Consider the following 20,521-nt stretch of genomic DNA (forward strand, 5'->3'; position numbering starts at 1 on the left):
TTTGTGGCATTGGTTTTTAGTTCAGGTTGTAGTACGAATTCTGAAAAGCAGGTAGGGCACAGTGGTGCTCAGATGGAAAAGGGTAAGTTTCAGAATACCGAAATGAGTTATCAGAACTCCTTTGGCAAGCTGATGGATATTAGTTGGGAGTATATTCGAGCTAAGCGAAGTGAACCTCAGCCACAGGTTAATCTGCCTGTTGAACCTATCTCTGCTCAGCAGTTACAAGACGCTGATTCGCCTGTTTTATATCGTCTAGGGCATTCAAGTGTATTGATTAAGCTGGATGGTGAGTTCTTTTTGACCGATCCGGTTTTCAGCGAGCGTAGCTCTCCTGTGCAATGGGTTGGGCCAAAGCGTTTTCATGAAACACCGCTGGCAATTGAGGATCTTCCAAGATTGAAGGCCGTTGTGATTAGTCATGATCACTATGACCACCTTGATAAAGAGACGCTTAAGCAGCTGAGTGAAAAGGTAGAATATTTCGTAACACCACTAAAAGTTGGCCAGAGGCTGATTGATTGGGGTCTAGATCCAAAACGGGTAATTGAGAAGGATTGGTGGGAGTCAGTACAACTAGGTAGTGTGACATTGATTGCTACACCAGCTCAGCACTTCTCTGGTCGAGGCGTGTTTGATAAAGATGAAACGCTTTGGGCGAGCTGGGTGATTCAAGGTGGGCAAGCGAATCTCTTCTTTAGTGGTGATTCAGGCTATTTTGGTGGATTTAAAGAGATCGGCGAGCGTTATGGGCCGTTCGATATCACTATGGTTGAGACGGGTGCTTATAACGAGCTGTGGTCTGAAATTCATATGCTGCCAGAGCAAAGTGTTCAGGCGCATTTGGACTTGAAAGGGAAGGCGATGCTGCCTATTCATAACAGTACTTTTGATTTGGCATTGCATGATTGGTATGAGCCATTAGATCGTGTCAGTATTGCTGCGAAGCAAAATAAGGTTCAGCTATTAACGCCAATTATGGGAGAGCAAGTTTCAATTAAGACCCCTACTCAATCTGTAGCTTGGTGGTTAGAGCTTATTGATCAATCGGCCAATCAAGCGTTGGTAGCTAACTAAGTATTGATTGTTCTCTTATCAAATTTTCCCTTGTTAAGCGCTGCCTCAGATGGGGTGGCACTTTCATTCTTAGATGCCTCTTATGAATTAATTAAGGTTATTTGAGTCTACTCATTATTTGATGGGTAAACATACAGGTAAGGAGCTTAAACCTTGCTTAATTCTAAGCATGAGGCAGTCGGGTTTCCTGATTTGATCTATGTGGAATATGCACAATACTGATTAGATGTTTTAGAAATTCGAGGCATGCTAGATGAGGTTAAATCGATACATAGCAAAGATAATATGTTTTTTTGCGCTATGTTCTTCGGCTGCCTTGGCTGACGATATTCCAGAAGTGATCTTTGCAACGACACTTCATTATCCTCCCTATGAATTTCGTGTAAATGGTGAACCGAAAGGGCTTGCTGTAGATATCGCCAAAGAGGCTCTGACCCGAGTCGGCGTTAAGCAAATTGATTTCCAGTTTTTTCCGTGGAAGCGTGCGGTCTATGTCACTGAGCATGGAGAGCGTGATTTGCTCTTTAATGCAGGCAAAAATGAACCTCGCCAGAAATGGGGTTACTACGTTGATAGTGTCTTGATTCAGCAAAGCTATGTGCTGTTTAAGCGTAAATCTGATCAATTTCAGGTTCGGCCTGATTTTTCAAATGTGAAAGATAAAGATATCTCCGTTAGAGCGGGCTACCTATATGGAAGCGGTCAGTTCAGGCAGGCGTTAGACAGCGAGAAGTTTCATAAAGTCGAGTTGGCTGATTCAACTGAGCAAAGTGTCAAACAGTTGCTGAATGATCGAGTAGATATGTTTGTTGGTGATCTGCTGCCAGTGATGTTTTACATCCAAGAGCAAGAGTTGGAAGATCAGATCGATATTGTGCTCTACAACGGTGAGCGAATGGAGGTGCTTTCTTGGTCAACTTACCTGTTGTTTTCTAAGTTGAGGGTGACGCCAGGTTTTGTAGAGAAAGTTCGGTTAGCGATGGAGCAAATGAAAGCGGATGGAACCTTTGCTGCGATCGAAAGCAAATACCAATATTAGGCAGGGTTAGTCATTTGGTAGAGCATTAAATTCTTCGCGCTTTTCGTTCATCCAAGCCTGCATCGCTTCAGGGTCTAACATCATCTGCTGTACTTTCTGCATGGCTGCTACGTGGTCGGCATCTTGTTGCTGAAACATCTCCATACCATGTTGTTTGGCTAGTTCAGACATCTCTTCAAATGTATTGGCTTTAAATTCAAGGTCGCAACCACCGCCCAGCTGTCTACAGGTCATGGTTTTCACACTATTTCTCCTATCAAATATATATGTTTAGTTGTTCGCTTCAGGGTAGTTGAAAGCGGTCAATTGGACAAACTTCGTTTAAAGAGTGTCTGGGGGAAGGAGGAGGGAGTTCATGATAGAAACAAAAAAGCCCGCTGATATCTCAGCGGGCTTTTTAACAAGTTAGGTAATTAGATTACTTAGCTTCGTTTTTAGCTTTTACTTCAGCGATTACTTCGTCAGCAACATTCTGTGGGCATGCTGCATAGCGTTCGAATTCCATAGAGAACTGACCGCGACCAGAAGTAATTGTACGTAGGTGACCGATGTAACCAAACATTTCAGATAGTGGAACGTCTGCTTTGATGCGCACGCCAGTAGCGCCAGCTTCTTGGTCTTTGATCATGCCACGACGACGGTTAAGGTCACCGATTACATCACCAACGTTGTCATCTGGAGTGAATACGTCAACTTTCATGATTGGCTCAAGAAGTTGTGCACCCGCTTTAGGGATAGACTGACGGAAAGCGCCTTTAGCTGCGATTTCGAATGCCACAGCAGAGGAGTCAACCGCGTGGAAGCCACCGTCGTATAGTTCGATTTCAACGTCTAGTACAGGGAAGCCTGCTAGAACACCTTCTTCCATCATGCCAGCGAAACCTTTTTCGATCGCTGGGAAGAATTCTTTAGGTACGTTACCGCCTACTACTGTAGAAGTGAACGTGAAGCCAGAGTTTGGCTCACCTGGCTTGATGCGGTAGTCGATCTTACCGTACTGACCAGAACCACCAGACTGCTTCTTGTGCGTGTAGCTGTCTTCGATAGACTGAGTGATAGTCTCACGGTATGCAACCTGTGGCTTACCTACTTCTAGCTCAACGCCGTAAGTACGCTTAAGGATGTCTACCTTGATGTCTAGGTGAAGTTCACCCATACCTTTAAGGATTGTTTCGCCAGAATCTTCGTCAGTTTCAACTACGAAAGATGGATCTTCTGCAACCATCTTACCGATAGCGATACCCATTTTCTCAGTAGAACCTTTGTCCTTAGGAGTTACAGCAATAGAGATTACTGGCTCAGGGAAGATCATTGGCTCAAGAGTACAAGGGTTCTTCTGATCACATAGAGTGTGACCAGTCTGAACGTTCTTCATACCAACAATTGCGATGATGTCGCCAGCTTGAGCAGAATCTAGCTCAGTACGGTCATCAGCGTGCATCTCAACCATACGGCCGATACGCTCAGTTTTGCCAGTGTAAGAGTTAAGGATTGTGTCACCCTTGTTAAGAACACCAGAGTAAACACGTACGAAAGTTAGAGCGCCGAAACGGTCATCCATGATCTTGAATGCAAGTGCACGGAATGGCTCGTCTACAGCTACTGTAGCTACTTCGCCAGTTGGCTCACCAGTTTCTTGGTCAGTTAGTGGCTGAGCGTCAACTTCTACTGGGTTTGGTAGGTAGTCAACAACAGCATCTAGAACAAGCTGGATACCTTTGTTCTTGTATGCAGAACCACAGAAAGTTGGGAAGAAGTCTAGCTTACGAGTACCTTCACGGATGCAACGCTTGATGTCGTCCATTGATGGCTCAGTACCTTCTTCTAGGTACTCCATCATTAGGTCTTCGTCTTGCTCTAGAGCTGTTTCGATTAGTTGCTCACGGTACATAGCTGCGTCGTCTGCTAGGTCAGCAGGTACGTCAGTTACTTCGAAGTTTTCTGGAAGACCAGAATCGTCCCAGATGTAAGCTTTCTGAGTTAGAACGTCTACAACACCTGTGAAGTTGTCTTCACGGCCGATTGGTAGAGTCATTACTAGAGGGTTAGCGCCTAGTACGTTCTTAACCTGATCTACAACACGGTAGAAGTCAGCACCAAGACGGTCTAGTTTGTTTACGAAGATCAAACGAGCTACTTCAGACTCGTTCGCGTAACGCCAGTTAGTTTCAGACTGAGGTTCTACACCACCAGAACCACAGAATACACCTACACCACCGTCAAGTACTTTTAGGGAACGGTATACTTCAACTGTGAAGTCTACGTGGCCCGGAGTATCGATGATGTTCATGCGGTGATCTTTCCAGAAACAAGTCGTCGCTGCAGACTGGATTGTGATACCACGCTCAGCTTCCTGCTCCATGAAGTCAGTAGTAGCTTCGCCATCGTGAACGTCACCCATCTTATGGATCTTACCAGTAAGCTTAAGGATACGTTCTGTTGTTGTGGTTTTACCCGCATCTACGTGCGCGAAAATACCGATGTTTCTGTACTTGGTTAAGTCTGTCATCTCTATACTCGACTAAGTGAGGTCCTAAAATTGCGCGACAGTATACAAGGTTTTTTATGACTTTTCGAAGAAAAATTACAAGGAAATACTTCTTTCTACTGATATTTATTGATGAAGGGGGATTGGCGGAAGGCTTTCGTAATTGCTGCTAGTTTTTTTAACTGAATTGTTGAATTTAACTTATTGATATAAAAAGAATATACGGGGTTTATAGAATAAAAGATTAAATTGTACTGTTTAGTAGCTTTTTAAATTCGCTAAGGTACCTAGTAGCTAGAAACGGGTCGTAACCCCAAAAAGTTAAAGGAATTAGATTAAATAGGGGATTTGAATGATTGTGACGACGGATTATGATCATCCGATAGATGATTCATTTAGGTAAACATAAGTATGTTAAGTGTTGATGTGTTGATCGGATTTATTATTGCGTCTACGTTAATTTCCTATGCGCCGGGGCCTGATAATATTTTTGTTTTGATTCAATCGATTCTTCATGGTCGTAAAGCCGGGATAATTGTCACCTTGGGCTTATGTACCGGTCTGCTATTTCACGCCGTTGCTGTCACTTTAGGTGTAGCTGCAATATTTCAGGCCAGTGCTTTGGCGTTTACCCTGCTTAAAATCGTCGGTGTGGGTTATCTACTTTATTTAGCGTTTATGTCTTTTCGTGCGGCTGCTGCCAAGGTGTCCATGTCAGAGCAGTCTCAGCTTAGTGCGATGCAACTCTATCGTCGTGGGATTCTGATGAGTTCTACTAATCCTAAATTGGCGATCTTCTTTATGGCCTTCCTGCCTCAGTTTGCCGATCCTGCGGTTGGCTCGCTGAGTCAGCAGTTATTTACCTTAAGTATGGTTTTTATCGTTGTAGCTTTCTTTGTCATGAGCTCAGTGGCACTACTTTCAGGGAGCTTACGCGGTTGGATTCAAGATTCTGAGCTGGGTCAGTCGATCATCAATAAAGTCGCGGGCACAGTCTTTATCGGTTTGGCGCTTAAACTTGTTACGACCGAACGATAAGGCTATTTAGCGAGATCACGCCAGTGATCGTAATCTTCGGTAATAAAGCCTGCGTGTATATAAGCTTGGCGAATCGCATCTGGTGATTTTTGTCTTTGCTCTTGGATATAGCTTTGCAGGATATTGAAAAGCTCAGTATTACGTGCTGGTAAAATAAAAGAGCGAGATGCATCAAAGCTGACTTTTACCCCTGGTATTCTGATTAACTCTCCGCCGATTCTCGTGACTATAGGCTCTTTAAGGTAGGAGAGGGTAAAGTCTCCACGGCCACTAGAGATAAACTTAGCAATAAGGTTTCTAGTAGGTAGAAGGTTAACTTGCTTAGCCCCAATATTGTTGAGCGCGGATTGGTCCGTTTTCCAGCTTTTGACCGTGACCCCTCTTAGTTTTGTGACATCGATATTTTCACCTAACTCCAAGATATCAGTTCTGTTTTTGGTAGAAAAAACGCCGACCTGAAATTCGCCTTTGCGGATAATAGGCGAGGTGATTAAGAGGTTTGTTTCTGCGAGGTGATCGCTTTCAAACAGCGATTGGCCAACCATATCAATTTTATCGTTAGTGACTAACTGCAGGCCGCGTGCAACATTAGGGTATGGCACCAGTCGAATAATATCGACGTAACCGGCTGATTTAACTGCATTGCAAATGACCATGATATCCATGGTGATTCGCTGAATATCTTTTAGTTCTTCAGAGTCTAATTCTGGGCAATCTTTTACCGGCAAGATATTGGAATAGCCTTGTTTGCCAGCCGCTAATTTAAAATGCTCATTAATGTAATTAGCATGAACACCGATCGATAGGGTGTCTGCATTAAGGTGGCTTGATACTAATAACAGCAGCGTTAAAAAAGTTCGCATTGTACGACTCAACCAAATTGGACCATTTTATTGTAGTAGATCAATCAGTTAAGGAATATAGAACTTCTTAGGTTAAAAAGTCTTATATCAATGGCTATAATGCGCCTCCTTATTACAACGTGTGTTAGGTCAGGTATTAATGGACGCTCTCGACGAGATCAAAGAATTTTTAGCGTGTGAAACTCCCGATTCTTGGATTCAAGCTGCTTTGCAGAATCAGGATATCCTTCTGATTGATCATGCGCATTGTGAGAAGAAAGCGGCTTCGACAGCAATGACATTGATGTTTCGCTATGTTGATCGTCTTGAGTTGTTAAACAAGATGTCACGTCTAGCGCGTGAAGAGCTGATTCACTTTGAGCAAGTGCTGGCGATCATGCAGGACCGAGGTGTGGTTTATGATCACATGTCTTCTGCAAGATATGCAGGCGGTATGCGTACCCATGCCCGTACATCTGAGCCGGGCCGTTTGATAGATGTTCTAATTATTGGTGCTTATATAGAAGCACGATCTTGTGAGCGTTTCGCCAAATTGGCGCCGTTCTTGGATGAGGAGTTGGCTAAGTTCTACCGTTCCTTGCTGAAATCAGAAGGCCGTCACTACCAAGATTACTTAGGTCTTGCAGCAGACTATGCCGGTGAGCCAATTGATGAGCGTGTAGCATTTTTCCGAGAAGTTGAGCGAGAGCTCATTGAATCTCCGGATGATGAATTCCGTTTCCACAGTGGCGCCCCTACATTCATCTGAATGTAAACGCTTAAAGAAAAAGGCCGCAAATAGCGGCCTTTTTTATTAACTAATCTTGAGTGTTATATCACTCGATTTCGAAGCTAATGAGATCGTATCCATCCTGATCGACTTTAAGATACCAGCCAAGTTTGTCCCAATCGCCGAGCACAATACGTGTCGCAGACTCGGAAGCTAGCTCCACTTCATGTACAGCAGGTCTATGAGTATGACCATGGATCATCAGTGAAACTTTGTTATCAGTGAAAGATTGTTTAACCGCGTCTGCATTTACATCTGTGATGTAGTCAGACTTTTCGGTTGTGCGTTGTTTGCTGGTGTCTCGCAGTTGTCGAGCGATAGCTAAACGTTCTTCCAATGATTTACTTAAGAAGTCTTGTTGCCATTGTGGATTGCGAACCAAAGCGCGGAACTGCATGTACTCAGTATCATCAGTGCAAAGCTGATCACCATGAAGCACCACGGCATTGCCAATTGGCAGCGGAAGTACAAGTTCTTCAGGTAGCAGTTTGGCACCGATGCTTTGGCAGAACTGTTCGCCTACCAAGAAATCTCGGTTGCCGTGTTGGAAGAAGATCTCACACCCTTTGTCACTCAATGTTTTGAGGTGTTGTAAAAGGTCATCCAAGCCGGGGGTGGGGCAATCGTCGCCAATCCATGCTTCGAAAATATCCCCTAGAAGATACAGCTGTGTTACATCGGTAGCAGTATGTTCTAGGAAATACGAAAACGCCCGGGTAAGATCCGGGCGTTCGGGTTTCAGATGTATATCTGAGACAAAGTATACGGGCATTATTCTTCTTCTGCGCTTTCTACTTCTTCTGTAACGATTTCAGCTGACTCGATGATGATATCTTCAACCGGTACATCTTGGTGGCCTGCGCGGATAGTAGTTGATGCAGCTTTAAGTTTGTTAACTACATCCATACCGTCAACAACTTTACCAAATACCGCGTAACCCCAGCCTTCAGTTGTCTTAGCTGTGTGGTCAAGGAAAGTGTTGTCAGAAACATTAATAAAGAACTGTGCAGATGCGCTGTGTGGATCCATTGTGCGTGCCATAGCGATAGTGCCTGCCGCATTAGATAGACCGTTGTCTGCTTCGTTTTCAATGGTTTCGCGAGTAGTTTTTTGTACCATACCTGGTTCAAAACCGCCGCCTTGGATCATGAAGCCATTGATTACACGATGGAAAATAACGCCATCGTAGAAGCCTTCCGTGACATATTGCTCGAAGTTTGCTGCTGTTTTCGGAGCTTTATCGTGGTCTAGCTCTATAGAGATATCACCAAAATTAGTATGGAGGATGATCATTGTTGTAAAGTCCACTTCTTCGCCTTTGACTTGCCCATTATACGCAAGTCTAAGAGAAACGCATCACTGTTTATTCCTAAGTGGCGAATAATTGATTCTAAAGTACCAACCCCAAAGAATTGTAGGCGGCCTTTTTGGTATGCGGTGATTACTTAGAAATTTATTGAAAAAATCTTACTGATATTCACTGCCAATTAGGCGGCGCATCCGTTTATAATGTACAACAATTTATGCCCTATAGATGTGGACGCGTTTCGGGGCAATTCAGAATTCATGCAATGTCGGGATTAAGACGTTTTTATGAGCAATACAGAAAGCAGTAAACCTACTAACTTTATTCATCAGGTGATTGAACAGGATCTGGAAGATGGTAAGAACAACGGAAAAGTTGTTACACGTTTTCCGCCAGAGCCAAATGGTTATCTTCACATTGGCCACGCTAAGTCTATCTGCCTGAACTTTGGCACTGCTGACAAATATAACGGCGAATGTAATCTACGTTTTGATGACACTAACCCGACTAAAGAAGATCAAGAATACGTTGATGCGATCAAGCAAGACGTTGAATGGTTAGGTTTTAAGTGGGCGGGTGAAGTTCGTTACGCGTCAAACTACTTTGATCAGTTCTACGAGTGGGCGCAGCACCTTGTTCGTGAAGGCAAAGCATACGTTTGTGACCTAAGCCCAGAAGAAGCAAAAGAATACCGTGGTTGGGCAACTGAACCAGGTAAAGACAGCCCGTTCCGCGAGCGTTCACCTGAAGAGAACCTTGACCTTCTAGAGCGCATGCGCAAGGGTGAATTTGACGAAGGTAGCTGTGTACTGCGCGCTAAGATCGACATGGCATCGTCTAACATGAACCTGCGTGACCCGATTCTTTACCGAATCCGTAAAGAGTCTCACCACCAGACAGGTGATAAGTGGTGCATCTACCCAAGCTACGACTTTGCACACGGTCAAGAAGATGCGATTGAGGGCGTAACGCACTCAATCTGTACCCTAGAGTTTGCTGATCACCGTCCATTGTACGAGTGGTTCATCGAAAACCTACCTGTACCATCACAGCCGCGTCAGTATGAGTTTGGTCGTCTAAACCTAAACTACACAGTAACAAGTAAGCGTAAGCTGAAGCAGCTTGTTGATGAAAACCATGTAAATGGTTGGGATGACCCACGTATGCCAACTATCTCTGGCCTACGTCGTCGTGGTTATACGCCAGCTTCTGTACGTAACTTCTGTGACAGCCTAGCGGTTGCTAAGACTGACGGCACAGTTGATATGGCTCAGTTCGAATTCTTCGTGCGTGAAGACTTAGACAAAAATGCACCGCGTGCAATGTGTGTTGTTCAGCCACTGAAAGTCACAATCACTAACTATGACGAAGGTCAGGAAGAGTGGTTCGAGCTACCTAAACACCCTAAAGATGAAACTATGGGTGTTCGTAAAGTACCGTTCACACGCAACATTCTTATCGAACAAGACGACTTTGCTGAAGTACCACCACGTAAGTGGAAGCGTCTAACGCAAGGCGTTGCGGTTCGTCTACGTGGCTCTTACGTTATTACCTGCCAAGAAGTTATTAAAGATGCGGATGGTAACGTTGTTGAACTGAAATGTACTTACGATCCAGCAACTGCCGGTGCTAACCCTGAAGGCTATAAAGCTAAAGGCGTTGTTCACTGGGTATCTGCTGATAACTCTGTACCTTGTGAAGTTCGCGAGTACGATCGATTGTTCTCCGAAGCAAACCCAACAGGTGATAAGGAAAAAGATTTCCTTGAGTTCATCAATCCAGAATCTCTAGTGGTTAGAACTGATAGCCGTTGTGAAGTAGGTCTGGCTGATGCAGCAGTGGAAAGCGCTTACCAGTTTGAGCGTACCGGCTACTTCTGCGTAGATTCAGACTCTACAGCTGATAAGTTGGTATTTAACCGTACTGCTGGCCTACGTGATTCGTGGGGAAAATAAACCCTGCTAAATTCGGCTAAACCCGGAAAGTATCAGAGAAAGGCGTCTATTAAAGGCGCCTTTTTTATTTGATGCACTTTACGGCCTTTATCCGCACCAGGCTGTTTCTTCCTGCTTTTATCCGATTCTTACCCGCCCTTATTAACCCCTTCACGACAGGCACTTAATAGCTGCTCCGCAAAATCATCTTCATTCACCGCTCTGGCAATCGCAACCCCACCAATCATTAGTACTGCTTTCTTAATCGCTTCGCTTTCATCTAGGGCTGGTTGGCCTACATTTAGCTCATGGATATTATTGATAAAGCCTTTCAGTACACGCGTATAGGTGGTGCGGACCTGATCATCCCGTTGATGAATATCAGTGGTTAAAAACGCTAAGGGGCAGCAGAACTCACCGTTCCTGTGTTTGTCGCTAAGGTAAGTTTCAATAATATCCGACAGCTGAAAACCCGCACGCTCTATCGTATGGCTTTTGGCTAGGTGAGCAGCGCTCAAAATCGCTTCGGCGTAAAGATCACTCTTAGATTCAAAGTGATTGTAAAACGCCCCTCGGGTTAGACCGGCGTGCTTCATGACATCGTTAATCGCCACTTTATCAAAGCCATCTTTGGTAAAGAGTTCTGCAGCGCTATCAATAATCTTTTTACGACTTTGCTGCTTTTGTTCAGCCGTCCACCCCATAAAAACTACTCCTGTACTTGCTTAAGGCAGAGTATGGCATAAGTTTAAAATATGTTCTTGAACATATTGTGTCGGTCAATAAAGTGGAGCTCAGGTAGTTAACCGAATGAGTTAACCGAATTAGATAACAGGAGTTTAAGCATGACTGCACCAATCCGAATTTATGGTCCATCTTTCAGTACATTTGTGCGCAGTGTGATGATGGCTTGCGAGCTAAAAGGACTGCCTTACGAGGTAACTACACAAGTGGATGGCGAAGCAGTGGGTTTTCATACCCCGGGCCACAAAGCGATTCACCCATATACAAAATTCCCAGTGCTTCTAACTGAGAAGGGGCCAATTCCAGAGACCGTTGCGATCCTACATTATTTAGAAAATGAATACGGCGGCGCAAAACTTTATCCAACTGATCCTTATGCTCAAGCTCAAGTTGAAGCGTGGAGTGGTATCAGCGGTATCTATGTGGATTTTGAAATCGTACGTAAAGTGTTGCTTGAGTTTATCTTCCCGAAAGGAGAAAACGGCACAGTACGCATGGATAAAGTTGAAGCTGCTGTCCCAGGTATCGAAAACGCACTATCCGTAGTTGCTGATCAGCTAGCTGATTATCCTTTTATCTGCGGTTACGAACTTACAGCTGCAGACCTAATCTTGATCCCGATTATCGATTACATCGAAGGCAACGAAGTCGGTAAGCCCCTGGTAGCTAAGCACGGAAATGTACTGAACTATATCCAGACTATTCGTCAGCAGGATTTTGCGAAGGATATTCTTAAGTAGGGGCAGGACGCGGGTTAGTTACTAGATGCTAGTGGTTAGTAGCTAGAAAAAATCTAACAGGCTGTTTTCTAAAGTAGGGTGTAATGGCTTGGCTGTTACGCCCTATATGCCCTCATCACTATAACAAATCCCCCATTTTAGACGTTTGCTTAGCAGGAATATCCTGATATCTTGCTTATCTACTCACAGGGAGTGTGAGCTAGGTTACTGATTTTTATGATCTGCCTTTGAATTCAACTCCTCTCCTGTGTTTTCATTCGATGCTGAAAAGGACCTCTCATGAGCGAAGATACACTTAGCCTCTATTTTGACTGTGCTAGCAAAGCAGATGTTGATGAATTTCATACCGAGATAGAAGAGCTGCTTCTAGCTAAGGATGAAGAGCTTTGGACGAGTCAGCTAAGGTTTAAAGATAAGCAGACAATCATCACTTTGGGTGTGGATCTAGAAAGTGAACTGGCAGAAGAGCTACTTCGTTACTTAATTAAGAAAGAACTTCGCAATGTATATGCTGAACTCTACTTCGATACTGCCGGTGAAACACAGTTTCTTGCAATCCGAAATGATAGTTTAAAAGAGTTCAAACGCCGTCCACCTCGTAAGAAAGTAAAAACGCCTACCAAAAAGAAAACCGCTGCTGCGAAAGTGTCGGTTGCTTACCCTCATATGCTTGATCCTGCTTGGCAGAAACAGAGGGAAAAAGATTGGGATGAGATGTTTTATGCAAGTATGTCCCATGAGCCTAAATATTACTGGAAGCACATCAAAGACTATTACTTTGACGGTGATGTACATAAGTTTATAAAAGGGCGGATCACCTATCTAAAAAAAGCAGGGATACAGCCTCAGAGACTTGCTCCATCAATTAAGTGTGCAATTCAGTATTCTCCATGTAAAACGACTGACCAGTTAACAGGTGTTGTAAAAACAGTGCTTGAGTGGTTTGATCAAAATAAGGCTGATATATCCAAGGAGAAATTGGTTAATGAGAAAAAATATTTCTTAGACAGCCTTCCTCTCTTTTCGTGTTGGGTAGAGCATGGGTTCGATCAAGAGCTAACGGATGAAGCTTTTTTATGGATTTATGGGGATCGTTATGATCCGAAAAGAACGTTCCCAATTCCTCTTGGTAATGACGCTTGGCAACCTGTGCTTAATGGATACGAAGAAATTTGTGCAAGAATTTTACAAGGTATAAGGAATTATTTATTTAATCCGGAGCTGATATCAGAAAATGGGTTAAGTGCTCTTCGTTACCAGAAACAAGAATACGCTAAGTATCTGATCAGTTTACTACCCCATATGGATTCAGATTTCTTTTCTAAAGTTGTGTTTGGGGACTCTTATGTAAATGAACGGGGGTTGAGTATACGCCCCTGGCTGCAATATGCTTTCCGGTCATTCTTTATCGGGCTTTTAGGGTATAACGTTCCTCATGTTCCTAAACTAGAAACCCCGTATTGTCGTGACCCAGAAATGGCAGATTCTCTCAAAAAACAAATTTTTGCGTTGGATATGCCAGAGTATTTTGATTCCTTTATCGAATTTATTCATAAGCATGGTGATGATGCGTATGAATATTCTGAAAGGTAAATGAGGAAGTAGGGTGTAATAGCGGAGCGTATTACACAAATCCAAAATTCTATCGGTGCAATACGCTTCGCTATTGCACCCTACGATCCATGCCGTAGCGGTTTTTCCTCTAGCCACTTACAACTAGTAACTTTCCTTTCTAGCTGCGAAGCAGCGTCCTCTAGCAAGTAGGGTGTAATGGCTTGGCCGTTACATCCTATATGCCCTCATCACTATAAAAAATCTCCCATTTAAGACATTTGCTTAGCAGGAATATCCTGATATCTTGCTTATCTACTCACAGGGAGTGTGAGCGAGATTATTGATCTTTACGGCCTACCTTTAAATCCAACTCCTCTCCTGTGTTTTCATTCGATGCTGAAAAGGACCTCTCATGAGCGAAGATACACTTAGCCTCTATTTTGACTGTGCTAGTAAATCAGATGCCGACGAAATACATACCGAGATAGAAGATCTTCTACTGGCTAAAGATGAAGAGCTTTGGACAAGTCAGCTAAGGTTTAAAGATAAGCAGGCAATCATCACTTTGGGTGTGGATCTGGAAAGTGAACTAGCAGAAGAGCTGCTTCGTTACCTAACTAAGAAAGAGCTTAGCAATGTATACGCTGAGCTCTACTTCGATACTGCCGGTGAAACACAGTTTCTTGCAATCCGAAATAATAGTTTAAAAGAGTTCAAACGCCGTCCGCCTCGTAAGAAAATAAAAGCGCCTACCAAAAAGAAAACTGCTGCTGCGAAAGTGTCGGTTGCTTACCCTCATATGCTTGATCCTGCTTGGCAGAAGGCGCGCCGCAATAATTGGGAGCAGATTGTATGGCGTGAATTTAGTGATTCACCAAAGTATGAGTGGAAGCATATTGAAAAGTATTATTTTACAGGAGATGTGAAATCACTTATCGAAGGTGAAATTAAGCTAGGAAATAAGTGGAAGTTATCGAAAGGAAAAATCCATCCTTTATTCTCTGAAATTTTTAATTATTCACCTGCTGCAACTTTAGATCAGTTTTTAGCCGAAATTGAGCACATGCACGATTGGTTTATTACGCATGAAAGTTCTATCGATGATGACCGGTGGGTCTATATCAAGTCAGATATTGTGTCACAAATTCCAATTTTGATATCTAGGCCTGAGATTGGATTTGATGATCTGCTTGCTAATGAGATCTTCTTTCACTTTATGGGGGACAGTTACGATCCCAAAAAATCTATAACGATAGGTAAAGGCGAATATGCTTGGGAAATTAGTTTTACGGGATTCGAAGAGATTTTGTGGCAACTTATGAGATCGTTTGGCTGCTATTTATATAATAGCCCTGAAGAAGATCTAAAATATGCATCTATTTTAGATACAAGGTATTTAGATTACTTGGTTGAGATGTTCTCTTTTGTCGATGGTGATATGTATGTCACAAGAAAACCTTCCGGATTGAATGCAAAGCAGTTTGTTACAAGAAGGTTTCTTTTAGGAATATCAGAAGTGAATGTCAGGAAGTGTTCTAAAACTGAAAGCTTTTATTGTAGAGATAATAAATTGCATGAATGTCTACGAGATAGAATAATCAGCTTACCAAGTCGACCATCTGGATTAGATAAATTATTAAAATTCTTAGAAAAACATGGTGAGAATGGGTATAAGAAAAATTAGGGCATAGAGGCTTTTCCTCTAGCCGCGTAGCGGCGTCCTCTAGCGAAGCGTCCTAAAAGGCGAAGCCGATCTCTAGCTGCGAAGCAGCGTCCTATTTCTTAAAAACCACCGTCCTATTACCATTGAGAAATACCCGTTTCTCAATATGGTATTTCACCGCTCGAGAGAGTGTCATGCGCTCTATATCCCTTCCTTTAGCAATCAGATCTTCTGGATAGTAGGTATGGTCAACAGGTTCTATCCCTTGCGCAATGATAGGGCCTTCATCGAGATCGGCATTGATATAGTGTGCGGTCGCGCCTACCGTTTTTACGCCTTTTTCATAAGCTTGGTGATAGGGTTTTGCGCCTTTAAAGCCGGGTAGGAGCGAGTGATGGATATTGATCGCCCAGCCTTCCAGTTTCTGACAGAGTTCATCCGAAAGCACTTGCATATATCGGGCTAAAACTACGAGATCAGCGTTTGTGTCTTCAATTATTTTCCAGAGTTGCTGTTCTTGCTGCTGTTTACTTTCTGGCGTGATCGGAAGGTGGTGATAAGGGATCTGATACCAGTCTGCTAGATCTTTCAGATCGGGGTGGTTAGAGATGATGGCGGGTATATCGATGTTTAACTGCCCAATCTGTTTTTTGTAGAGCAGGTCATTGAGGCAGTGATCAAATTTCGATACCAGAATAACAACTCTGGGTTTGTAATCACTGGGTTGTAATTCCCATTGCATATCAAACTTTTCTGCTCTGAGGGAAAAGCGCTGGCTGAATGTACTCTTATCAAAGTGGCTATTGGTTCTGAAGCATGCCCGGATAAAAAAATGCTGACTGCTCTCGTCATCGAAGGAGTGGAGTTCTTCTATATAGTGTCCGTTCTCGTAGAGAAACCCCGTCACTGCATCAACCGTACCCAGCTCACTGGGGCAGCTTGCCGTGAGTATCCATGAACTGCTAGTCATTTCACTCTCCTCACCAGATAATCATTAAGTTTAGACGATCTTTTTATGCCACAGTTAACAATCAGGTTTAAGAAGGGAGGCGCACGGGAAGGGGTAATCAGCTCCCTGATTCAGTAGCAGGAGCTGATTGGATCTTAGTTTTTTTTACGAAATTATTTCAGCAAAAACTTTCGCAATGTCTTAAAAACAAAATCACGGTTCTTAAGAATAAAGGCATTTTTGGGTAACCAAGGGCTTGAATGAAGTACTGTTTTTGCTTTCGAAAAGGTCAGGAAGCCTTCGTAGCCGTGATAGTGACCCATACCTGAATTACCTACGCCGCCAAAGGGAGCATCATCTGCTGCAGCGTGCATAGCAGTGTCATTAATCGATACGCCACCGCTATGGGTATTGTTTAACAGGTAATCAATCAAAGCGTTATCCTTAGACATGATATACAACGCAAGTGGCCTTGGGCGTTCATTGATATAACGCGTTACCTCTTCGATTTTGTTGTAGGTCATTACTGGCAGGATCGACCCAAAGATTTCCTCTTTCAGAATACTCATATCCTCAGTGACCTGAGTCACTAGGTGAGGATAGACACGTCGTCCAGCATCATTCTCTATTGCTTTGACTGGGTGAAGTTTGCCGCCTTTGCTTTTGGTGTCCTCAATAAACGCCATTAATCGATCATATTGTCTTTCGCTGACGATATGAGTTTGTGAATTCTGGTTATCACCGTTTAAATGATAATGGGTGTATCGCTCAATAAAGGTAGAGATAAATTCGCTTTCTCTCGCTTCAGGAACAAAAACATAATCTGGGGCTACACAGATCTGTCCAGAGTTGACTGATTTACCCAAGATCACCGCATCAACGGCAATATCCATACTGATCTGGTCATCGATAATGGTTGGGGATTTTCCGCCAAGCTCTAGCGTAATCGGGGTTAAGTTATCAGCGGCCGATTTAGCGACAAGTTTGCCTACCGCAGATGAGCCGGTAAAAATCAGATGATCAAATGGCAACGCTGAGAACGCTGCACCTACATCGGCTTCGCCTTCAATAATCTGAATATGCTCGGAAAGCTCTTTAACGATCTCGCGTAGCACTTGATTGGCATTAGGCGTGAACTCGCTCATTTTGATCATCACTCTATTACCAGCGGCTAAAGCTTGAATTGTAGGCCCGAGTGCAAGGAATATCGGGAAGTTCCAAGGTGTAATAACACCGACCACACCTAAAGGTTGGTAGTGGACTTTCACCGATGAAGGGAAATGCATCAAACCGGCATGACGTTTAGAAGGCTTCATCCATTTCTTTAGATTTTTTAGCGCGTAGTTAATGCCTGCGACGCTAGGAAGTACATCGGCAATCAGTGTGTCGAACTCACTGCGATAACCGTAATCCTTTTTCAAAGCATCGTAGATCGCTTGCTCATGTTTAATGACAGAGGCCTTAAGGGTTTTAAGGACAGTTACGCGTTCCGCATAAGAGGGTGCTGGTTGCGCATTGTATGCGCCACGCATCGTCTGAAAGGTGATCTGTAAATTATCTGGCGAAATGTGGTTCAAATTAGTCATCTTATTACCCTGGCTAAAGTCATTTAATCGCTTTCCATGCCTCCTATTGCTCAAGCTTTACCGGACTTCTAAGGATTCGCATACCTTGCTTAATCAGATGGAATCGCTCACACACTTGAAAACATATCGATAGAATAGTCGCCAGCTAGGCATTAAGGAATTTACAAAAATTGCTAAGGGTAATGAAAATAAAGAATAGTATTTGTATTTCAATGAGCTACGAGTAGCTCTTATTACAGAACGGGGTTATGTATCTGAATATTGTTCCAGAATTTCAATGAATTTCTTAACTGCAGGTGCATATTCGGTTTCTTGACGGGTAATGCAGTAGGATTGCCAAGGTATCTCTTCAGCGATATCTAATTGCACGAGTTCCCCGGAATCTAACTCTTTAGTAAATAGCTCTCTCGGGCCACCGGTGAAGTAATCGGAAGTCATAACGATCGATTTAGCGATCTGGTAATTATCACAAGTAATTTTAAACGGTAGGTAAACATCGTTTTCTTGTAAAAAATCTGACATGGACTTGTTTACGCTAGGACCTATACCTGGGAAATTATTAAGCTCATCGGTAGGGAGAGTCCCTTTGCTTTCAGTTAATGGGTGGCCGGTTCTAACTACAAAGACAATGCGTGCACTTTGAACTTTTCTGATGACCAATTCGGAAGCGCGCTCTTGAGGTAGAGCAGGGCCAATACCTATATCAATCTCACCGTTAAGCACTAAGCTCGGTATCTTCTGTGGTAGATCCACCTTAAATGAGATCTCTACATTGTTCGATTCTTCGACAAAGTCCATCAGAACTTTTGGAAAAAGCAGTTGCTCGACAATCGGGCTCACCCCGATCTTTAATGTGCCGCCTTCAAGGTTGGATAGAAGCTCAACATGGCGACATAAAGTGTCCAGCTTTGCGCGAAGCTGTTCACCACTCTCAATCAAGTAACCAGCAATCACTGTTGGGTTCATTCCTGTGCTTTGTCTATGGAACAGCTCAACCTTTAATACTTTTTCCAAACGCGCAATCTTCTTGCTCAAGGTCGGCTGAGACATATGTAGCTTTTCCGCAGCTTTGCTAATACTTCCTTCCTCAGCAACGGTTTTGAGAAGGATGATATCCGAGACATCGAGCATAAAAGGTACTCATATTTTTAAATGGATCTAACGAATATATTCCTTTTTTTAATAGCAAGGAACGATTAAAGAAGGACGCTTCGCTAGAGGACGCTGCTGCGCAGCTAGAGATCGGCTTCGCCTTTTAGGACGCTTCGCTAGAGGAAAAGGCTCAGGTCACAAGATAGGTTGTGATGTTTGATGCTTGCTTTACATCCGACGCTAAGTTAAAACAATTGTAAAACAGACAGATGGATGTCGGGCAAGGCTAAATGAATATAGCTTTGGTTTATGGAGAATGTATATCAGTTGTTATACATGCTCGGTTTGTCATGGAAGATGCTTTCACTTTTCAGAACTAATCCTTCCTTTTCAATTCCTTACATCTGTTTTAAATAAATGCGGTTAGGGTAGAGATACTGCTCCGTATACAAATTGTTATGTAGAGGAATAAAAATGTGGTTCTTTCTTAGCCCGCTGTTATTACTAGCGCCTGCAATTAAATTTTTAATGCCACCTATTGTAGCCTTGCTACTTGCTCGCAAACAAAAAAAACAACTTATTGAGAAAAAATCACACTTCTTTCTATCCAGTATTATGGGCTTTGGAGGCTTCGCCATAGGCGACTTTACTTTAGTTTTTCTAGTTATGTTCGATCCTTCATATGCTCAGTCTTTTGGGGTTGCAGCGTTGGCTCCTATGCCAATAGGAATAGCTCTTTCACTGTATGCACAGAAAAAATTTACAGAGCGGTGGGTTTTATCTAAAGCAAGTGGGGTGGAATAGCGGGGCGTATTACACAAATTTATAATCTACTAGCTTCGCAGCTAGAGATCGGCTTCGCCTTTTAGGACGCTCCGCTAGAGGAAAAGACTCAGGGCACAAGATAGGTTGTGATGTTTGATGCTTGCTTTACACTAAGTGCGGCGTTCAAAGTCTTTATATATAGATTGTTGGAAATTAGTTAACTAGGCGGCCAATTAGTTGTCTTATACGAGCTCGTAAATGAACAAATATTTAGCATCTTCAGAATTTATTGATTGGGAACATACTGATGTTTTCACTCAGGCGAGAGACCTTACTGGTGGTTCCCCTGATCCAGAAGAGATTGCTCGTCGATGTTTTGAATTTGTGCGTGATGAAATAAGGCATAGCCAGGATTACGAGCTAAACCCTGTAACTTGCAAGGCATCAGATGTTCTAAAACATCGTACAGGCTATTGCTACGCTAAAAGCCACCTGTTGGCTGCGCTGTTACGGGCTAATAACATTCCTGCTGGCTTATGTTATCAACGTCTGACAATTACAGATGTACCTCCTTTTTGCCTTCATGGTCTTAACGCCATATATCTAGAGGGACATGGTTGGTATCGCGCGGATGCTAGGGGAAACAAAGAGGGCGTTTCGGCTAAATTTTGTCCGCCGATCGAGAAATTAGCTTTTCCGATAGTGACGGATGGTGAAGCTGATTTGCCTGAAATCTGGGCTGAGCCATTGTCGGTTGTGATAGAGGTGCTTACCAACAGCAAAACCTATCAGGAAGTGGCGGATAATTTTCCTGATATCGAACTAGTTAGTAGAGTGTAATAGTAGCTCGCATTATGCATATTTATAAATTGAACGGTGCAATATTCAAACTATGGCTAGGCCTTGCGTAGTGC

The 20,521-nt window shown here is 43.2% G+C and carries 19 protein-coding genes; 10 read left to right on the forward strand and 9 right to left on the reverse strand.

Going from position 1 to position 20,521, the window contains the following annotated elements:
* The first annotated feature begins 3 nt into the window (after nucleotides 1-3).
* Both ACMXYN_RS06800 and ACMXYN_RS06805 read left to right on the forward strand, forming a co-directional pair.
* Entirely contained in the window at nucleotides 4-1,077 is a 1,074-nt protein-coding gene (locus ACMXYN_RS06800; protein WP_415894073.1) for an MBL fold metallo-hydrolase, read from the forward strand.
* Nucleotides 1,078-1,330: 253 nt separating this feature from the next.
* Complete coding sequence (locus ACMXYN_RS06805) at nucleotides 1,331-2,116, forward strand: substrate-binding periplasmic protein (RefSeq protein ID WP_415894074.1); 786 nt, start codon at nucleotides 1,331-1,333, stop codon at nucleotides 2,114-2,116.
* Between the two features lie 6 nt (nucleotides 2,117-2,122).
* Here the strand turns inward: ACMXYN_RS06805 and ACMXYN_RS06810 are convergent, their stop codons facing one another.
* Nucleotides 2,123-2,350 carry a DUF1059 domain-containing protein gene (locus tag ACMXYN_RS06810; RefSeq protein WP_415894473.1) on the reverse strand — a complete coding sequence of 76 codons (228 nt, stop codon included), beginning with the start codon at nucleotides 2,348-2,350 and terminating at the stop codon, nucleotides 2,123-2,125.
* Nucleotides 2,351-2,534: 184 nt separating this feature from the next.
* Nucleotides 2,535-4,625, reverse strand: coding sequence for an elongation factor G (gene fusA / locus ACMXYN_RS06815; protein WP_415894075.1), 2,091 nt, complete (start codon nucleotides 4,623-4,625; stop codon nucleotides 2,535-2,537).
* Nucleotides 4,626-5,015: 390 nt separating this feature from the next.
* Between fusA and ACMXYN_RS06820 the strand changes: the two genes are divergently transcribed.
* A complete protein-coding gene (locus ACMXYN_RS06820) occupies nucleotides 5,016-5,642 on the forward strand; it encodes a LysE family translocator (protein ID WP_415894076.1) in 627 nt (208 codons plus the stop codon).
* Nucleotides 5,643-5,644: 2 nt separating this feature from the next.
* Here ACMXYN_RS06820 and ACMXYN_RS06825 read toward each other — a convergent pair whose 3' ends face one another.
* Nucleotides 5,645-6,505 carry a hypothetical protein gene (locus tag ACMXYN_RS06825; RefSeq protein WP_415894077.1) on the reverse strand — a complete coding sequence of 287 codons (861 nt, stop codon included), beginning with the start codon at nucleotides 6,503-6,505 and terminating at the stop codon, nucleotides 5,645-5,647.
* 139 nt (nucleotides 6,506-6,644) lie between these two features.
* Between ACMXYN_RS06825 and ACMXYN_RS06830 the strand changes: the two genes are divergently transcribed.
* Entirely contained in the window at nucleotides 6,645-7,253 is a 609-nt protein-coding gene (locus tag ACMXYN_RS06830) for a tRNA-(ms[2]io[6]A)-hydroxylase (protein WP_415894078.1), read from the forward strand.
* Between the two features lie 67 nt (nucleotides 7,254-7,320).
* On the opposite strand, the gene ACMXYN_RS06835 is transcribed toward ACMXYN_RS06830, so the two are convergent.
* Together ACMXYN_RS06835 and ACMXYN_RS06840 are read right to left on the reverse strand one after the other, a co-directional pair.
* Entirely contained in the window at nucleotides 7,321-8,046 is a 726-nt protein-coding gene (locus ACMXYN_RS06835) for a UDP-2,3-diacylglucosamine diphosphatase (protein ID WP_415894079.1), read from the reverse strand.
* Nucleotides 8,046-8,567 (reverse strand): peptidylprolyl isomerase, encoded by a 522-nt coding sequence (locus tag ACMXYN_RS06840; protein WP_415894474.1) that lies wholly within the window; start codon nucleotides 8,565-8,567, stop codon nucleotides 8,046-8,048. The genes ACMXYN_RS06835 and ACMXYN_RS06840 overlap by 1 nt, the downstream gene beginning before the upstream one ends.
* A 300-nt stretch (nucleotides 8,568-8,867) precedes the next feature.
* Here ACMXYN_RS06840 and ACMXYN_RS06845 point away from each other — a divergent pair, with 300 nt between their 5' ends.
* The gene (locus tag ACMXYN_RS06845) at nucleotides 8,868-10,535 is read left to right on the forward strand and encodes a glutamine--tRNA ligase/YqeY domain fusion protein (protein ID WP_415894080.1); all 1,668 of its coding nucleotides are present in this window, start codon (nucleotides 8,868-8,870) and stop codon (nucleotides 10,533-10,535) included.
* Nucleotides 10,536-10,663: 128 nt separating this feature from the next.
* Here ACMXYN_RS06845 and ACMXYN_RS06850 read toward each other — a convergent pair whose 3' ends face one another.
* Nucleotides 10,664-11,218 (reverse strand): TetR/AcrR family transcriptional regulator, encoded by a 555-nt coding sequence (locus tag ACMXYN_RS06850; RefSeq protein ID WP_415894081.1) that lies wholly within the window; start codon nucleotides 11,216-11,218, stop codon nucleotides 10,664-10,666.
* A 141-nt stretch (nucleotides 11,219-11,359) separates the two neighbouring features.
* Here ACMXYN_RS06850 and ACMXYN_RS06855 point away from each other — a divergent pair, with 141 nt between their 5' ends.
* The 3 genes from ACMXYN_RS06855 (at nucleotide 11,360) to ACMXYN_RS06865 (ending at nucleotide 15,236) form a co-directional block, all read left to right on the forward strand.
* Nucleotides 11,360-11,998 carry a glutathione S-transferase family protein gene (locus ACMXYN_RS06855; RefSeq protein WP_415894082.1) on the forward strand — a complete coding sequence of 213 codons (639 nt, stop codon included), beginning with the start codon at nucleotides 11,360-11,362 and terminating at the stop codon, nucleotides 11,996-11,998.
* 279 nt (nucleotides 11,999-12,277) lie between these two features.
* Entirely contained in the window at nucleotides 12,278-13,591 is a 1,314-nt protein-coding gene (locus ACMXYN_RS06860) for a hypothetical protein (RefSeq protein WP_415894083.1), read from the forward strand.
* Between the two features lie 373 nt (nucleotides 13,592-13,964).
* Nucleotides 13,965-15,236, forward strand: coding sequence for a hypothetical protein (locus ACMXYN_RS06865; protein WP_415894084.1), 1,272 nt, complete (start codon nucleotides 13,965-13,967; stop codon nucleotides 15,234-15,236).
* A 91-nt stretch (nucleotides 15,237-15,327) separates the two neighbouring features.
* On the opposite strand, the gene purU is transcribed toward ACMXYN_RS06865, so the two are convergent.
* From purU to ACMXYN_RS06880, 3 genes are all read right to left on the reverse strand, one after another.
* Nucleotides 15,328-16,185, reverse strand: coding sequence for a formyltetrahydrofolate deformylase (gene purU, locus ACMXYN_RS06870; protein WP_415894085.1), 858 nt, complete (start codon nucleotides 16,183-16,185; stop codon nucleotides 15,328-15,330).
* A 152-nt stretch (nucleotides 16,186-16,337) separates the two neighbouring features.
* Entirely contained in the window at nucleotides 16,338-17,750 is a 1,413-nt protein-coding gene (locus ACMXYN_RS06875) for a coniferyl aldehyde dehydrogenase (RefSeq protein ID WP_415894086.1), read from the reverse strand.
* 246 nt (nucleotides 17,751-17,996) lie between these two features.
* The gene (locus tag ACMXYN_RS06880) at nucleotides 17,997-18,881 is read right to left on the reverse strand and encodes a LysR family transcriptional regulator (protein ID WP_415894087.1); all 885 of its coding nucleotides are present in this window, start codon (nucleotides 18,879-18,881) and stop codon (nucleotides 17,997-17,999) included.
* Nucleotides 18,882-19,316: 435 nt separating this feature from the next.
* Between ACMXYN_RS06880 and ACMXYN_RS06885 the strand changes: the two genes are divergently transcribed.
* Both ACMXYN_RS06885 and ACMXYN_RS06890 read left to right on the forward strand, forming a co-directional pair.
* Nucleotides 19,317-19,646: a hypothetical protein gene (locus tag ACMXYN_RS06885; protein WP_415894088.1), complete on the forward strand. Its 330-nt coding sequence runs from the start codon at nucleotides 19,317-19,319 to the stop codon at nucleotides 19,644-19,646.
* Between the two features lie 219 nt (nucleotides 19,647-19,865).
* The gene (locus tag ACMXYN_RS06890) at nucleotides 19,866-20,447 is read left to right on the forward strand and encodes a transglutaminase-like domain-containing protein (RefSeq protein WP_415894089.1); all 582 of its coding nucleotides are present in this window, start codon (nucleotides 19,866-19,868) and stop codon (nucleotides 20,445-20,447) included.
* Nucleotides 20,448-20,521 lie beyond the last annotated feature (74 nt).

The sequence above is a fragment of the Neptuniibacter sp. PT8_73 genome, from assembly GCF_047778045.1.
Lineage (GTDB): Bacteria > Pseudomonadota > Gammaproteobacteria > Pseudomonadales > Balneatricaceae > Neptuniibacter.

What these genes read in the sequence shown, in the direction of transcription:
- ACMXYN_RS06805 (WP_415894074.1), top strand. Translation starts at nt 1,331, where the DNA reads ATGAGGTTAAATCGATACATAGCAAAGATAATATGTTTTTTTGCGCTA.
- ACMXYN_RS06810 (WP_415894473.1), bottom strand. Translation starts at nt 2,350, where the DNA reads ATGACCTGTAGACAGCTGGGCGGTGGTTGCGACCTTGAATTTAAAGCC.
- fusA (WP_415894075.1), bottom strand. Translation starts at nt 4,625, where the DNA reads ATGACAGACTTAACCAAGTACAGAAACATCGGTATTTTCGCGCACGTA.
- ACMXYN_RS06820 (WP_415894076.1), top strand. Translation starts at nt 5,016, where the DNA reads ATGTTAAGTGTTGATGTGTTGATCGGATTTATTATTGCGTCTACGTTA.
- ACMXYN_RS06825 (WP_415894077.1), bottom strand. Translation starts at nt 6,505, where the DNA reads ATGCGAACTTTTTTAACGCTGCTGTTATTAGTATCAAGCCACCTTAAT.
- ACMXYN_RS06830 (WP_415894078.1), top strand. Translation starts at nt 6,645, where the DNA reads ATGGACGCTCTCGACGAGATCAAAGAATTTTTAGCGTGTGAAACTCCC.
- ACMXYN_RS06835 (WP_415894079.1), bottom strand. Translation starts at nt 8,046, where the DNA reads ATGCCCGTATACTTTGTCTCAGATATACATCTGAAACCCGAACGCCCG.
- ACMXYN_RS06840 (WP_415894474.1), bottom strand. Translation starts at nt 8,567, where the DNA reads ATGATCATCCTCCATACTAATTTTGGTGATATCTCTATAGAGCTAGAC.
- ACMXYN_RS06845 (WP_415894080.1), top strand. Translation starts at nt 8,868, where the DNA reads ATGAGCAATACAGAAAGCAGTAAACCTACTAACTTTATTCATCAGGTG.
- ACMXYN_RS06850 (WP_415894081.1), bottom strand. Translation starts at nt 11,218, where the DNA reads ATGGGGTGGACGGCTGAACAAAAGCAGCAAAGTCGTAAAAAGATTATT.
- ACMXYN_RS06855 (WP_415894082.1), top strand. Translation starts at nt 11,360, where the DNA reads ATGACTGCACCAATCCGAATTTATGGTCCATCTTTCAGTACATTTGTG.
- ACMXYN_RS06860 (WP_415894083.1), top strand. Translation starts at nt 12,278, where the DNA reads ATGAGCGAAGATACACTTAGCCTCTATTTTGACTGTGCTAGCAAAGCA.
- ACMXYN_RS06865 (WP_415894084.1), top strand. Translation starts at nt 13,965, where the DNA reads ATGAGCGAAGATACACTTAGCCTCTATTTTGACTGTGCTAGTAAATCA.
- purU (WP_415894085.1), bottom strand. Translation starts at nt 16,185, where the DNA reads ATGACTAGCAGTTCATGGATACTCACGGCAAGCTGCCCCAGTGAGCTG.
- ACMXYN_RS06875 (WP_415894086.1), bottom strand. Translation starts at nt 17,750, where the DNA reads ATGACTAATTTGAACCACATTTCGCCAGATAATTTACAGATCACCTTT.
- ACMXYN_RS06880 (WP_415894087.1), bottom strand. Translation starts at nt 18,881, where the DNA reads ATGCTCGATGTCTCGGATATCATCCTTCTCAAAACCGTTGCTGAGGAA.
- ACMXYN_RS06885 (WP_415894088.1), top strand. Translation starts at nt 19,317, where the DNA reads ATGTGGTTCTTTCTTAGCCCGCTGTTATTACTAGCGCCTGCAATTAAA.
- ACMXYN_RS06890 (WP_415894089.1), top strand. Translation starts at nt 19,866, where the DNA reads ATGAACAAATATTTAGCATCTTCAGAATTTATTGATTGGGAACATACT.